We start from the raw sequence: 14651 nt of genomic DNA, 5'->3' as shown, positions 1-14651 counted from the left end.
GCAGCGAATAAGCTGCGGTTTTTAGTATTATGACTATTAACTAAGGTTTATAGTAACGACTTCGGCAGTATCTTGCTGCGAGTCTTGTGAAGGCTGTTTTGGGATCTCAGGTTTATCTAATGCGATATCCCCACCGTCAATCACTTCACCCGTTTTTAAATTCTTAAAATCAAATAATTTATTATCCGCTAAGTGCGATGGGGTGACATTTTGCATCGCAGTAAAAATACTTTCAACACGCCCTGGGTGCTCTATATCCCACTGAGCTAGCATTGCTTTGGTATGTTTACGTTGTAAGTTTTCTTGCGAACCACACAAATTACATGGAATGATAGGGTATGCTTGACTGATTGCGTATTGTTCTATATCAGCTTCTTTACAATAAGCTAGCGGACGAATAACCATGTGCTCGCCGTTATCGCTCATTAATTTAGCTGGCATACTTTTAAGTTTTCCGCCGTAGAACATGTTTAAGAACAGTGTTTCAATCATGTCGTCACGGTGATGGCCTAACGCTATTTTGGTAGCGCCCATTTCGTTTGCAGTGCGGTATAAAATACCACGGCGTAAACGCGAACATAAAGAGCAGGTGGTTTTGCCTTCAGGAATAATATCAGTGACGATGCTGTAGGTATCTTCTTCAACAATCTTATATTCTATATCTTGAGTATCTAAGTACTCAGGTAACACATGTTCAGGAAACCCTGGTTGCTTTTGATCAAGGTTAATAACAAACAGCTCGAACTTGATTGGTGCAACACGTTGGAGATGTTTAAGCATATCAAGTAGGGTGTAACTATCTTTGCCACCAGATAGGCAGACCATGATACGGTCGCCTTCTTCAATCATATTGAAGTCCATAACCGCTTGACCGGTTTGACGACGTAAGCGTTTTTGTAACTTAGATAAGCTGTGTTGAGCTTTGGCTTGAACAGAATGCGACATTACGCCCCCTTGTGAACTATGCGTAAAAATAAGGGGCGCATTATACGCCGAAAGCAGCAATGCTCAAAACATATTTATAGCTTAATTTTTTGTTAATGGGCTGACGTAGCCATCGGGTTTAAGCGCTAATACATCGCAATCGAGGCTATCGATTACATGCTCGGCTGTATTTCCCACTAATGCAGCACTTAACCCAGTGCGCCCTACAGTACCAATAACCACTAATTCGCTATTTAAACGCGCAGCAACATCAGGAATAACATCTTCGGGTAAGCCTTCTTCAATGGCACACGCTTGGTGTGAAATATTATGTTTGCTAGCCAGCGTATGTGTGGATTCTATATGATGCTTTTTGACTGATTCGTTATATACGCTTGGGTTGAACTCAGGTATTTCGATCGCAATGTTTACAGGCGTTGCTGGATAAGCATTCACAAGGCTTAATTTTGCGTTAGCAAGTTCACATAAAAATTGGGCATCTTTAATAATTCGGTTGTTAAGTGCAAGATGCTGTTCATTCTCACTAATTGCGTTTACGGCTGCAAGAATATTCCCGTTCTCTGGCCACGCATGTTCTTTGACGAGTAACACAGGTGCTGGGCATTTTCGGATCAAGTGCCAGTCGGTTGGGGTAAAAATAACAGATTTAAGAGTGTCATGTTTATGCGTGCCTTTAATGACGATATCAAATTGCTCGCTGATCACTGTATCTATAATGGCTTCATAAGAGCGATTATGCCAAACAACTTTACTTTGTATTTTAATGTCAGGGTATTGGGCTAAAATTTCATCAAGCCATGCTTGGCGATCTTTAACCACGGCATTACGCATTGCTTCGCGCTCATCGCCAGAGAGCATAGTTGTCATTTCATATGAAAAGTCGTAAATGCTCATAAAAGCAGTGATAACGGCACCAGACTTTTTGGCTAAATCAATAGAGCGAGATAAACCATGCTGAGAATCAACGGTTGGGTCAATAACGGCAAGTATGCGTTTGAGGGTGTTCATGAGCTGTTCCTTAACTACTGTATACCTATCGAAGGATATAATTTACATTTCAGACTCATTAGAGTGTAACGTAAATAGCGAGTAGTTAAAGTAACAGCATACTTTATGTTGTGCTAGATCAAGGTTTATTTCGGGTGGATAGCTGCGGCATCACGTAATCCATCACTGTCGAGGATTGTAATGAACTTACCCTCAACTTTTATTAGGTCTGCTTTTTGAAAGCGGCTTAACAGTCGGCTAATTGTTTCGACAGTAAGACCTAGATAATTACCAATTTCACCTCTTGTCATCGTAAAGCGAAACTCTTTACGCGAAAAGCCACGCTCACCAAAACGATTTGATAAATTATAAATAAAACTAGCTAAACGTTCTTCAGCAGACTTTTTATTTAGTAGCAACAACATTTCTTGATCATAGTTAATTTCATTGCTCATTAAACGCATAATTTGTTGACGTAGTTTAGGCAATTTACCTGACAGTTCATCTAATGTATCAAATGGAATTTCGCATACCATTGAAGTTTCTAGTGCTTGCGAAAAGCTTTGGTGGGCCATTTTATTGATAGCATCAAAACCAACTAAATCACCGGCTAAGTGAAATCCTGTTATTTGTTCATCGCCTTGCTCAGATAAAGTATATGACTTAAATGAACCTGAACGAACAGCAAAAATGGCATTTAAACGCGCACCTGATTCAAATAAAAAGTCGCCTTTGTGCAGTGGTTTTTTACGTTCGATGATTTCATCAAGTTTATCCATTTCTTGACCATTGAGTGTAAAAGGTAAGCATAATTGACTGATACTGCAATTGTTACAGCTAATCGTGCAGTTAGTCTTTGCTTTATTGTGTGATAAATTCATCTGTTATATCCATAAAATGTCGGCGCACTAGTCCCTTTAGATTAATGCACTAGCTTGTCAGTTGCAATAATAAGTAGATAAACGCCATACCAAATCAGTAGGCTGCCCATCGTTATCCGCGCCCAAGGGTGATTAAGTAGCTTATGCAATGCTTGTGCGCCCATACCTATACTGAGCATCGCAGGGAAGGTGCCTAGAGCAAAAAATAGCATAACCAGCGCGCCTTCAAATGCGCTATTGCCGGTCATCGCCCAAGTTAATGCAGAATACACTAAGCCACACGGTAACCATCCCCATAATGCGCCGTAACCTAGGGCTTTAGGAAGTGAGTTAATAGGCATTAAAAATTTATTTAGTTTAACAATATGCTGCCATACCATTATTTTTCCGAGCGATTCTAGCCATTTCAAACTTGCACCTAAACGCATTACGTAAAGGCCAACTAAAATCATAAAAAGTCCACTTAAAAATGCCAATGCAAGAGAAAGCCAATGGCTTTGATTAGCGAAATGGCTGCTTAAACCCGCCACAAGTGCACCTGCGGCCATGTAACTGGCAGCTCGACCAAGGTTGTAGGCGATTGAAAAGTAGATTGGTTTTGTTTTATCAGTTGCAAGCTGTAAAGAACTGGCAATACCACCGCACATAGCTATGCAGTGGCCACTACCAATGAGACCCATCACAAATGCACTAATAAATAGAGGGTCAATCATTACTTTTGTTATGTTGTTCTTTATCATCTTCAAACAAGATACTATGGCCTTGTTTATTTAAATCAGAAAACTGTTCGCCACGGACAGCCCAGAAAAAAACACCAATTGCGATCATAACGAATAATATAGCAATTGGAATTAGGATATAAATTATACTCATAACTTTAATAACCTCAGGGAGTTACAGATCACAATAATGGAACTTGTGGACATACCAATCACTGCCATCCAAGGCGCTACTAAGCCCAATGCTGCAAGTGGCAGGATAGAGCCATTATAAAGCAACGACAGTGCTAAGTTTTGTTTAATTATCCGTCGTGTTTTTTTAGATACGATAAGCAAATGCTCAATTGCGGCTAAGTCACTGTTAAGTAAAACTACGTCAGCTGTATTTTTTGAAATATCAGCACCTGTATCCATTGCAATTGACAAGTGAGCGCTGTTAAATACAGGACTGTCGTTTACGCCGTCGCCGACCATAGCAACAATTTCATTTTGCTTTGACCAAAGTTCAACTTCACTTTGTTTATCTTGAGGCAGACAACCTACTTTGAAACTATCCAACTTTAACCTTTGAGCAATCTGTTGCCCCGCACTCGACGCATCCCCTGTTAACATATGGCATGTTAAGCCTTGAGCTTGCAAAGAGGCGATTAAGGGTGCTGTATTGTCTTTTACTTCATCAATAAAGTAAAAATTTGCGACAGGCTGTTTATCAACATAAAAAGTTGCTTGTGCATTACATTTACTGTTATCGAACCAGCCACTCTTACCGATAGCGTAATGATGATTATCATCGTGACCAGAAATACCAAGCCCTGGGTGCACGTTAATATCATATAAATGGCGCTGCTCAGGTGTGTACATATTAAATGCTGTCGCGATAGGGTGCTCTGAATAGCTTTCAAGTTGGGCAGCAAGAGCCAATACTTGTTGTTTAGAGATACTATCAACCAATAAATCAACAGAGTCTATACTGAAACGCCCTTGAGTTAATGTGCCTGTTTTATCAAATGCGACACGTGTTAATTGTGGTAATGTTTCAAGTACATGAGCTTGTTTTATCAGTATCCCTTTGCGAGTTAACGTTGCGACTGCACAGGTCAATGCGGTTGGAATAGCTAAACTCAACGCACAAGGACATGTTGCGACAAGCACAGCAATAGTGATCCAAAACGCATGTGCGGGGTCAACTTGATACCAACCAATGGCTGTTAATGAAGCAAAAACTAATAAACAAGCGACAAACCACTGCGCAACTTTATCTGTTATTTCAACTAACTTAGGGCGTGTGGCGAGTGCGCTGTGTTGTAGTTTAATGATTTGGTTAAGTAAGGTATTTTGGCCTATCTTGTTTATTTCAATTGTGATCACACCATCATGATTTACAGTGCCAGCAAATACTTGATGGTCAATGTATTTCTTAACAGGTAAATGCTCTCCCGTCATCATGGATTCGTCAACCGTTGTGGTGCCCGAGCAGATAACGCCATCGGCTGGAATGGTTTCACCAGGCTTTATTAACACGCGATCATTTAGCTTTAATTTTTTAGCCGCAATTATATGTTCTTGGTCGTCTTTATCTAACGTGCGAGCGGTTAAAGGTAATAGTTTTTGTAAGTTCGCAGTAAATTCACTTGCTTTGAGACGAGCGCGAAACTCTAGATATTTACCGAGTAAAAGTAAGAAGGTAAACATGCAAATAGATTCAAAGTATACTTCACCGACTTGCATAACTGTGGCGTAACTACTGGCAATATAAGCACCAAATATTGCTAATGATACGGGCAAATCCATATTCAATTGTTTTGCTTTAAGGCCATTAATCGCATTAGTTAAAAAGGGTAACGCACTATATAAAATAACAGGGGAGGCAAGGATTAGGCTGATCCAGCGAAAATATTGCTCAAAATTTTCTTCCATGCCTGAAAACATACCGAAGTACATTGCAAATGCAAACATCATCACTTGCATTGTCATCAAACCAGCGACACCTAATCGGCGTATATAGGCTTTAGCAACTAACTGTTTTTGACTTGCTTCTATATCAGCTTGAAAAGGGTAGGCTTTATAGCCAATTTCCATTAATGATTTGATTAATTCACTTAGTGGAGTACGTTCTTTGTCCCATTGGATCATAGCGCGATTAGTTGATGTATTTACATCAACTCGTTTAATCGCCGGTATATTTAATAATTGTTTTTCAATTAGCCACGCACAAGCTGCGCACGTAATCCCTTCAACAGTTAGTAATACCTCACTAATATCATTAGTCTGAGATATAAATTCGTCTTGAATATCGGGGTTATCATAACTGGTGATGAAGGCCAATTGCTCTGGAACGAGCTGCTGAACTTTACCTGCTCGAACAGTCCTAAATTTATAATAGTCAGTCATACCTTGACTGACTATTGTCTCGGCTACAGTTTGGCAGCCAATGCAGCACATTGGTTGTTCGCTACCGTCAATATTAACGGTAGCGCTAAAGCCTGAAGGCACACTTTCAAGGCAATGAAAGCAATTATTAGACATAATACTTGGACTACTTATATTCAGGGCTTATAGAAATACTTTGTTCACTTGGCAAAGTAATGTTTTCTTTTAGTTTCCAGCTACCATCAACGGGCTCGATAAATACAGTGTATGTTCCATTTACAAAACTAGGAATAATGGCTGTGAATTCACTTTTTGCGTTGGGCGTCAGGTGTATATCAAAATCATGAGCTTGGATTGTTCTATGATAAAATGATAACTTTAAAGAGTGAATATTGCTTGTGTCACCCTTGGTAAATTTAAAACTTACTTTATCTGCTTCAACACCAAGTTCACCATGCAAGTATAAAGCCTTTGCTTTATCAAATTTACTCAGTTCTAAATTAATCGCTTTACCTTTTTTATAATAATCATCGACGACCATATCGGGGCCATTCCCAATTGCCGTAATAAATAATGATATGCAGCCAATGATAGTAATTGCTGGGAAAAAGATTAAGAACCAAGGCCAGAAATTTTTATACCAAGGAGTAGGGTTCATAAGTAAGCTTAATTTGTTTACGGTGTAGGTATTTTATAGGATTTGAATTAAAAAGACTAAAAAAAAGCCTCCAGATGGAGGCTTTTTTGATCTTAATTAATCTATTGAATTAAAAGATTAATATTTAAACATTTAATTAACGTTTTGCTTATTTATCTTGCGATAAACTGTAAACATAAGCCGTTAATAGATGAACTTTGTCTTCACCTAAAATGTCTTTCCACGCAGGCATTACACCAGCACGACCGTTATTTAATGTTTCTTCAACAGCACGTTGAGAACCACCATATAACCAGATGTTATCTGTTAAGTTAGGAGCACCAAATGGTAAGTTATGGGCAACAGAACCTTTACCATCAACACCATGACATGCAGCACACATGGCAAACTTAGCTTCACCAGCTTTCGCATCTTTTTGGTTAACAGTACGACCTGATAAGCTTAAAACATGCGCGGTCATTTCTTTAACGCCTTGTTCGCCTAAAGCAGCACCCCATGGTGGCATTGCAGCAACACGACCATAAAGTAGTGTTTCTTTAATTTTGTCAGGCGTGCCGCCGTATAACCAGTCTTTATCCGTTAGGTCAGGGAAGCCGTGACCACCACGAGCATCTGAACCGTGACACTGCGAACAGTTCTGAGCGTATAAGCGTTGACCAATTTCAAGTGCTTTGTCGTCTTTAACAAGCATTTCAATATCTTGGCTAGCATAGCCTTCAAATATAGGGCCAAAACGTTTATCTGCATCAACAAATTCTTGATCTAATTGAACTCGCTGACCGTTAGCTAGTGCATCTTCAGTTGCCTTTTTAGACTCTTCTAAAGAAGTAATACCTTGGTTAGAACTAGTCCATTTAAATACGCCTTCCCAATTACCTAAACCTGGGTAAGCGGCAAGGTAGTATACTGACCATGCAAATGTTGCAAAGAACATGTAAGTCCACCACTTAGGCAGTGGGTTGTTTAGTTCTTCAATCCCATCAAACTCATGCCCACAGCTTTCACCCTCTTCAACCCCAGCGTAGTTCTTTAAGTTCCACACTAGTAGGCCAAAAATAATAAATAGGCACGCAAGGGTTAATACAATAACCCATATACTCCAAAAGCTAGTCATTTCTCAGACCCCTTTTCCTCGTTAGAGATTGTTTTGTTATGCTCTTTTTCATCTTCGAAAATGGCATTAGCAGCACTGTCAAAGCGTGTTTTGCTACGCTTGCTGAATGCCCACACAACAATAACAATAAATAATACTAAAATTATCAGAGTTAAAACGCCTCTGTATGTTCCGTAATCCATAATTAATTACTTCAAGTGCGTGCCAAGCTGTTGCAAATAAGCAATAAGGGCTTGCATTTCTGTCGCACCCTTGTTGTTATTCATTGCATCAACTTTGGCAACGTCTGCTATTAGTTCCTCATCACTACCGTACCCTAAACCTGGGTGTGCCGGGTTTTCTGGGTTAATAGCAAATGTGTCACGGAAAATTTTAAGTTTTTTAAGAGTCAAGCTAGTATCAACGCGATTCTCATCTAACCAAGGGTATCCTGGCATATTCGATTCAGGTACCACAGCACGTGGGTCCATTAAGTGAGCATAATGCCAATCGTCTGAGTAACGTTTACCTACACGGGCAAGATCAGGACCAGTTCGCTTTGAACCCCACTGAAATGGGTGATCCCATACTGACTCACCAGCTACAGAGTAATGACCATAACGCTCAACTTCATCACGAAAAGGGCGAATCATTTGTGAGTGACAGTTATAACAACCTTCACGTACATAGATATCGCGACCTTCCATTTCAAGCGCGTTTAATGGACGAAGCCCATCAACAGGCTTAGTTGTGTCGTCTTGGAACATCAGTGGAGTAATCTCTACTAATGCACCAAAGCTGATTGCAAACACAGTTAAGATAGCCATCAGGCCAACGTTCTTTTCAACTATTTCATGCTTATTTTGTGATTTTTTATTGCTCATCATCTCACTCCGTTATGCTAATTGTGCTTGCGCGTCTAATTTCAACGAATCATTCTTCGCTGCAATTGTACGGTAAACGTTATAAGCCATAACTAGCATGCCCGCTACGATGAATACACCGCCTACAAAGCGCATAACATAGAAAGGGTGTGACGCTTGTAGCGATTGGACAAAGCTATACATTAATGTACCGTCAGAATTTACTGCACGCCACATTAGACCTTGCATTACACCTGAAATCCACATTGCAACGATGTATAAAACAACACCTACAGTATGTAACCAGAAATGGGTATTAACTAGTTTCACGCTGTACATACGTCCTTGCGAGAATAGAGCAGGGATAAGGTGATAAATAGCACCAATAGATATCATTGCAACCCAACCTAACGCACCAGAGTGTACGTGACCTACGGTCCAGTCAGTGTAATGAGACAGAGCATTTACAGATTTAATCGCCATCATTGGGCCTTCAAAGGTAGACATACCATAGAAAGACAATGAAACAACTAAGAAACGAAGTACTGGGTCAGTACGTAATTTATGCCATGCACCTGATAGAGTCATTATGCCATTTATCATACCGCCCCATGAAGGAACAAATAAGATGATGGACATAACCATGCCTAAACTTTGCGTCCAATCTGGCAGCGCGGTGTAGTGTAAGTGGTGAGGACCAGCCCAGATGTATAAAGAAATTAGAGCCCAAAAGTGAACAACTGATAAGCGATAAGAGTACACCGGACGACCAGCTTGTTTTGGTACAAAGTAGTACATCATACCTAAGAAACCAGCAGTTAGAAGGAAGCCAACAGCATTGTGACCATACCACCACTGAACCATTGCATCTACGGCGCCTGCATAGATGGAATATGATTTAGTTAATGACACTGGAACAGCCATACTATTTACAATATGCAATACAGCAACAGTGATTATAAAACCAGCATAAAACCAGTTAGCAACGTAGATGTGCGATACTTTACGCTTAATTAACGTGCCAAAAAACACGATGGCGTAAACAATCCAAACAACGGTGATTAAAATATCAATCGGCCATTCTAGTTCCGCATACTCTTTAGAACTTGTAATACCTAGTGGTAATGTGATGACCGCAAGCACGATAATTAACTGCCAACCCCAAAATGAAAAGGCGGCTAATTTATCTGAGAAAAGGCGCGTTTGACAAGTACGTTGTACGACATAATATGATGTCGCAAAAAGTGCGCTTGTACCAAATGCGAAAATTACTGCGTTCGTGTGTAACGGACGTAGTCGAGAGTATGTTAACCATGGTGTATCGAAGTTAAGTGCTGGCCAAGCTAATTGGGCAGCAATCAGAACCCCAACACTCATGCCAACGATGCCCCAAATCACTGTCATAATAGCGAATTGGCGTACAACTTTATAGTTATACTCAGTTTGTGATGCTACTGTTTGGCTCATTTTCTGGCTTCCGCTGCAATAAATGCGTTTAGAAATGAATTACCCACTTTAAAAAGTGGGGCCTACTATTACTTCACAAGTATGTTACCTAAAACCCTCAATGCCATGACTGCTTCAGAAAACAAACTCGCGAAACCCTTATTTTGCGGGGAAATGATAAATTTTTTGGCCTAAAAAAGATAGGTCAATTGCATAAAATTATGACATCAATCAATTTTTATCATGTAGTTGTTTACTTTTTGACACACTTTCTTAGTAATTGACTCTGATCGTTTCACTAAACTTGTATTTTAATAGGGGAATTATTAGTATCGCCCTTTACTTTGCTCAAGGATTACAATGTCAATTAAGCATATTATAGTGTTTATTTTTACACTTACCTTATTAATTGCCTGCGATCCGATCACAGCAAATAAAGATGAGATAGCAACAAACTCACAATGTCAGCCTAATCAAGCTTGCACATACCCAAAAAAAGCTAAAATATGGTTAAGTGAGCACCTTATTTCTCCTGAAACTCCCTTTAAAATTAATGTCTCCCTTAGCGACGGTAATATTATCCACAGCGCGAAACTTGAAGGTGTGACTATGTATATGGGTTACATTCCGCTGCAGTTTAAATTACAAGATAATGTGTTGACTGCAAATGCAATGGTCGGTATTTGTTCAGAACGAAACATGACCTGGAAACTGATACTTGAGCTCAAAAACCAAAAAAATCAGATAGAGTCTGTTTATTATTATTTTACAGTAATCTATTAGGGCGTGTTGACCTTTGTGGATTGAAATTTGTTCAACCTAGGGGCGATTTAATCGCGGCGCGAGGTTTGTAACCTAGCGGGCTAAGTAAAAACCGAGTAACAAAGAGTCAATCGCCCCTAGGAAGAACCCTTTGGGCAGCGCATGTTTGGTATTTATACTGCGTTATCACCTATTTATGGGGAACAACCACACGACATAGGCTCTGCCTTGCCTAAATACCAAACATACTGCTGCAAAATCAATCACGAAAGGTCAACACGCCCCAATTTCTAGATTCAATTATTTGAATACCTATTCACTACATAAGCAGCAAGGGTATATCCCCTCGGTTAGTCATATTTCATTACGTGTAGAGTGTGCATTCTGATCATTCTATTCTCTCATTATTAAGGGTCTGTTGACCTTTACAAATTTAACCTTGAAAGGTCAACAGACCCTTAATCTATATTCTTAGGCGTTATTTTTATAAAGGACTGATTCTGATAGTAGAATTACTTGCAACCACTATCTTACATACAACCTTTTTTACTCCAACGGCGCTTCTATCTTGGGTGGGGTGAGTATTTGTTGACGGATAATGAACTTAATCGTCGTTGTTTAGCCATCGAATTCGTTAGTAAAAAAAGTCCATTTTGCGGTTTTTATAAAATGGTGTAATTAAGTTGTAAATTTAGCTTTTTTGGATATTTTCACAAGTAATTACAGTTGATTACAAATTTATCGTTATTAATTTCATTCGTAGTTTAAATGCATTCTTATTTTTTTAATTGATTGTTTTTTAATTGTTTTAATTAATTAACAATGAAACATTCATTCACCTTATTCCCTAGTTTAGGGAGCCATAAAACAGACTTAAAGCTCCTTGTTTTTTCATTCAGTTTTCGTTCAGTTAAATCCCCCTAAGTTGCGCTGCGCTATCTCGACATTCTTAAATAAAACGAGCGCTGCCTAAATTAGGTATTTTTCCAACAAGTAGGGTATTACATGAAAAAATCAATAATTAGCTTAGCTGTTATAACGGCTATTCCTATGTTCACCAGCATTGAAGTTGTAGCTGCTGATGAAGTTCAAGCTATAGAAAAAATTCAAGTCACAGGTTCACGCATTAAACGCTCAGATATGGAAAGCGCAAGCCCAATAACGTTGATCAGCGCCGATGATATACAAGCTATGGGTGCAACAAGTATCGATAGCGTGTTACAAAAAATGACCGCAACAGGCGGAGCAATGACAAACCCTGGGGTTAATAATGGCTCTGGTGGTAACGCTCGTATTGATCTACGTGGTTTAGGCGCGCAACGAACATTGGTACTAGTTAATGGTCGTCGTATGATCAATTCAGGGACTGGCGCTGCATCAACTGTTGATTTAAATACCATTCCCGTATCAATGATCAAGCAAGTTGAAGTGTTAAAAGATGGCGCATCTGCTGTTTACGGCAGTGATGCGGTCGCGGGTGTTGTAAATATTATTTTAAAAGATGATTTTGAAGGCCTTGAATTAAACGCAAATACTGCAATTACAGGTGAGGGTGATGCATCTGAGAATTCAATCGACTTCACAGTCGGTAGCAGTTTTGATAAAGGTAATATCGTGATTGGTATGCAGTACACAGATCGTGGCAAAGCATCTCAAGCAGATCGTGATTTTTCTAAGTGCCCAATAGATGAAGGCGTTGACGGTTTATTCTGTACAGGTTCTGCCTACAATGAAGGTGGCCATATATGGAATGGTAACGGTGAAAAAGGCACAACGGTAAATGCAAAAGGTGAAGATACACAAGTTTCACTAATTGATGATGACGGAGTAACTGGCCGTGGCGGTGATTACCACCGTTACACCAATGAAGACAGCTATAATTACTCACCAACAAGTTACCTTTATACGCCAATGGAGCGTTTAAACTTAACCGGTATAGCAACATACGAACTATCTGACGATACCAGCTTATTTACTGAGTTTACGTATACTAAACGCTGGTCAGAGCAACAAATGGCGCCGCAGCCTGTCTGGTTTGATTTTGAATATACGCAGGCAATGGGCGATTCAATGCTTAATCAAAGCTACGATCAACGAGTTGACCTTGATGGTGATGGTTACCTTGATAAAGATGCGGATGGTAACTACGTAACGCAAGAAATGAACTATAAGTACGGTGATAAAATCTCATATGGTCGCCGTATGTCAGACACGGGTGAACGTTATTTTGAGCAATCAGTAGATACAGTACGTGCTGTGATCGGTGCTGAAGGTCTAATTGGAGATTATGCATGGGATGTGTCGGCTAACTTTGGCCGCAATGACTCGGTTGATAAGCTAAGTAATCTTCATAACATGGGCGCAATTGGTGATCAAATTGACGCAGGTACATTTAATCCACTTGATCAACAGGCGTGGGTTTCAGACAATTTCCGCAAAAATGTTTACACTGAAGTAAATAATGGTGGGAGTCAGTTATTTATTCTAGCCGCAGCTGTTAGTGGTGAGTTGCTAGAACTGCCTGCGGGTTATGCAGCATTTGCGGCTGGTGTACAACGCCGCCAAGAAAAAGCATGGTTCACCCCAGACTCATTAACGGCACAAGGTTTGGCTAATGATCCGCGTGTTGAAGCGACTTCTGGTGGCTTTGATGTCAATGAGGCTTATCTTGAGCTTGCAATTCCATTACTTGCTGATAAACCATTTGCTGAGCATGTTGAGTTAAGTGCAGCCATTCGCGCATTTGATTACAGTACCTTTGGTTCAGATGAAACATGGAAATTAGGCCTAACGTGGAAAGCAAATGATGAATTAATGCTACGTAGTGTTGTGTCTACCGCTTTTCGTGCACCGACAGTCAATGAACTTTACTCAGGTAATTCTCCATCATTTGATCAAGTAGATTACCCTGGCGCGCAAAAACAAGCAGAAGTAACGGTTGGTGGTAATTCAGCGTTAACCCCTGAAGAAGCAGATACATTAACGGTTGGCCTTGTTTATGAACCACAGTGGTTTGATGGTTTCTCAATGACGGTTGATTACTTTGATATTGATATTGAAAATGCAATTACAAAGGTCGATAGTCAGTATATAGTTGATCAATGCTTAAATAATGCGGCTAACGCGACAACGCCACTGTGCCAATCAGCAGGTATTTCTATTGATGCAACAGGACGCATCAAATTTAATAACAAAATACAGAATATAGGCTCTGAAAAAACCTCAGGGTATGATTTGAATTTGGCATATAACTTTGAGGCAGCGGGTCTTAATTGGCGCGCAGGATTAGACACAACTTACCTTGATGAATATGTTAAACAAGTGACTGGAGACCCAGTTGAATACGCTGGTGTGATCACTTCTGGCTCAGGTGGCTATGCCGAAATCAAATCTAATCTTAGCCTTAAAGTTGCTGGAGATAGCTGGGACGCTCAATATAAAGCGCGTTATATTTCAGGTATGGACAGCTTTAAGTGTATAGGTAAGGAAGATACATGCTACGCGCCAACAACACCGAGTGTTGTTTATCATGATGTGAGCGGCTCTTACCTAATTAATGAAACCGTCGCATTGACTGCGGGTATCAATAACCTATTTGATAAGCAGCCTCCATATTACTCTGGTAATAATGATTCAAATACGGACCCGTATACGTATGATGTATTAGGTCGTCGTTTCTTTGCAAGCATGAGCATTAAGTTCTAAGTAACCGACACTTAGATTAAATTACTTTTAAGGCCTAGGGCGTGTAGACCTTTCGTGATTGATTTTGCAGCAGTATGTTTGGTATTTAGGCAAGGCAGAGCCTATGGTGTGTGGTTGTTCCCCATAAATAGGTGATAACGCAGTATAAATGCCAAACATGCGCTGCCCAAAGGGTTCTTCCTAGGGGCGATTAACTCTTTGTTGCTCGGTTTTTACTTAGCC

The 14651-nt window shown here is 39.9% G+C and carries 13 protein-coding genes; 2 read left to right on the top strand and 11 right to left on the bottom strand.

Going from position 1 to position 14651, the window contains the following annotated elements:
- Positions 1 to 36 precede the first annotated feature (36 nt).
- The 11 genes from ttcA to ccoN all read right to left on the bottom strand — a co-directional run bounded on the left by ttcA (position 37) and on the right by ccoN (position 9983).
- On the bottom strand, positions 37 to 945 hold the full coding sequence (ttcA, locus tag A7967_RS05805) for a tRNA 2-thiocytidine(32) synthetase TtcA (protein WP_054203508.1): 909 nt from the start codon (positions 943 to 945) through the stop codon (positions 37 to 39).
- An 81-nt stretch (positions 946 to 1026) separates the two neighbouring features.
- Positions 1027 to 1953 carry a universal stress protein UspE gene (gene uspE / locus A7967_RS05800; protein WP_054453367.1) on the bottom strand — a complete coding sequence of 309 codons (927 nt, stop codon included), beginning with the start codon at positions 1951 to 1953 and terminating at the stop codon, positions 1027 to 1029.
- A gap of 125 nt (positions 1954 to 2078) precedes the next feature.
- On the bottom strand, positions 2079 to 2813 hold the full coding sequence (locus A7967_RS05795; RefSeq protein ID WP_054203510.1) for an FNR family transcription factor: 735 nt from the start codon (positions 2811 to 2813) through the stop codon (positions 2079 to 2081).
- Positions 2814 to 2854: 41 nt separating this feature from the next.
- A complete protein-coding gene (locus A7967_RS05790; RefSeq protein WP_054203511.1) occupies positions 2855 to 3526 on the bottom strand; it encodes a sulfite exporter TauE/SafE family protein in 672 nt (223 codons plus the stop codon).
- Positions 3519 to 3686, bottom strand: a complete 168-nt coding sequence (ccoS, locus tag A7967_RS05785) for a cbb3-type cytochrome oxidase assembly protein CcoS (protein ID WP_054203512.1) — start codon at positions 3684 to 3686, stop codon at positions 3519 to 3521. The genes A7967_RS05790 and ccoS overlap by 8 nt, the downstream gene beginning before the upstream one ends.
- A complete protein-coding gene (locus A7967_RS05780; protein WP_064435489.1) occupies positions 3683 to 6058 on the bottom strand; it encodes a heavy metal translocating P-type ATPase in 2376 nt (791 codons plus the stop codon). The genes ccoS and A7967_RS05780 overlap by 4 nt, the downstream gene beginning before the upstream one ends.
- Before the next feature lie 10 nt (positions 6059 to 6068).
- Positions 6069 to 6560: a FixH family protein gene (locus A7967_RS05775; RefSeq protein WP_054203514.1), complete on the bottom strand. Its 492-nt coding sequence runs from the start codon at positions 6558 to 6560 to the stop codon at positions 6069 to 6071.
- A 148-nt stretch (positions 6561 to 6708) separates the two neighbouring features.
- On the bottom strand, positions 6709 to 7674 hold the full coding sequence (gene ccoP / locus A7967_RS05770) for a cytochrome-c oxidase, cbb3-type subunit III (protein WP_054203515.1): 966 nt from the start codon (positions 7672 to 7674) through the stop codon (positions 6709 to 6711).
- Positions 7671 to 7856, bottom strand: coding sequence for a cbb3-type cytochrome oxidase subunit 3 (locus A7967_RS05765; RefSeq protein WP_054203516.1), 186 nt, complete (start codon positions 7854 to 7856; stop codon positions 7671 to 7673). The genes ccoP and A7967_RS05765 overlap by 4 nt, the downstream gene beginning before the upstream one ends.
- A 6-nt stretch (positions 7857 to 7862) precedes the next feature.
- Entirely contained in the window at positions 7863 to 8537 is a 675-nt protein-coding gene (gene ccoO, locus A7967_RS05760) for a cytochrome-c oxidase, cbb3-type subunit II (RefSeq protein ID WP_054203517.1), read from the bottom strand.
- A 12-nt stretch (positions 8538 to 8549) separates the two neighbouring features.
- Positions 8550 to 9983, bottom strand: a complete 1434-nt coding sequence (gene ccoN / locus A7967_RS05755; RefSeq protein ID WP_054203518.1) for a cytochrome-c oxidase, cbb3-type subunit I — start codon at positions 9981 to 9983, stop codon at positions 8550 to 8552.
- 339 nt (positions 9984 to 10322) lie between these two features.
- Between ccoN and A7967_RS05750 the strand changes: the two genes are divergently transcribed.
- Together A7967_RS05750 and A7967_RS05745 are read left to right on the top strand one after the other, a co-directional pair.
- Complete coding sequence (locus A7967_RS05750; RefSeq protein WP_054203519.1) at positions 10323 to 10745, top strand: hypothetical protein; 423 nt, start codon at positions 10323 to 10325, stop codon at positions 10743 to 10745.
- A gap of 984 nt (positions 10746 to 11729) precedes the next feature.
- Positions 11730 to 14429 (top strand): TonB-dependent receptor, encoded by a 2700-nt coding sequence (locus A7967_RS05745; RefSeq protein WP_064435488.1) that lies wholly within the window; start codon positions 11730 to 11732, stop codon positions 14427 to 14429.
- Positions 14430 to 14651: the final 222 nt, after the last annotated feature.

It is taken from the genome of Pseudoalteromonas neustonica, from assembly GCF_001653135.1.
GTDB lineage: Bacteria > Pseudomonadota > Gammaproteobacteria > Enterobacterales > Alteromonadaceae > Pseudoalteromonas > Pseudoalteromonas neustonica.
This window is presented reverse-complemented; position numbering and strand designations above follow the sequence as displayed.

Excerpts from the sequence above, each read along its gene's own strand:
- ttcA (WP_054203508.1), bottom strand. The coding sequence starts at position 945 with ATGTCGCATTCTGTTCAAGCCAAAGCTCAACACAGCTTATCTAAGTTA.
- uspE (WP_054453367.1), bottom strand. The coding sequence starts at position 1,953 with ATGAACACCCTCAAACGCATACTTGCCGTTATTGACCCAACCGTTGAT.
- A7967_RS05795 (WP_054203510.1), bottom strand. The coding sequence starts at position 2,813 with ATGAATTTATCACACAATAAAGCAAAGACTAACTGCACGATTAGCTGT.
- A7967_RS05790 (WP_054203511.1), bottom strand. The coding sequence starts at position 3,526 with ATGATTGACCCTCTATTTATTAGTGCATTTGTGATGGGTCTCATTGGT.
- ccoS (WP_054203512.1), bottom strand. The coding sequence starts at position 3,686 with ATGAGTATAATTTATATCCTAATTCCAATTGCTATATTATTCGTTATG.
- A7967_RS05780 (WP_064435489.1), bottom strand. The coding sequence starts at position 6,058 with ATGTCTAATAATTGCTTTCATTGCCTTGAAAGTGTGCCTTCAGGCTTT.
- A7967_RS05775 (WP_054203514.1), bottom strand. The coding sequence starts at position 6,560 with ATGAACCCTACTCCTTGGTATAAAAATTTCTGGCCTTGGTTCTTAATC.
- ccoP (WP_054203515.1), bottom strand. The coding sequence starts at position 7,674 with ATGACTAGCTTTTGGAGTATATGGGTTATTGTATTAACCCTTGCGTGC.
- A7967_RS05765 (WP_054203516.1), bottom strand. The coding sequence starts at position 7,856 with ATGGATTACGGAACATACAGAGGCGTTTTAACTCTGATAATTTTAGTA.
- ccoO (WP_054203517.1), bottom strand. The coding sequence starts at position 8,537 with ATGAGCAATAAAAAATCACAAAATAAGCATGAAATAGTTGAAAAGAAC.
- ccoN (WP_054203518.1), bottom strand. The coding sequence starts at position 9,983 with ATGAGCCAAACAGTAGCATCACAAACTGAGTATAACTATAAAGTTGTA.
- A7967_RS05750 (WP_054203519.1), top strand. The coding sequence starts at position 10,323 with ATGTCAATTAAGCATATTATAGTGTTTATTTTTACACTTACCTTATTA.
- A7967_RS05745 (WP_064435488.1), top strand. The coding sequence starts at position 11,730 with ATGAAAAAATCAATAATTAGCTTAGCTGTTATAACGGCTATTCCTATG.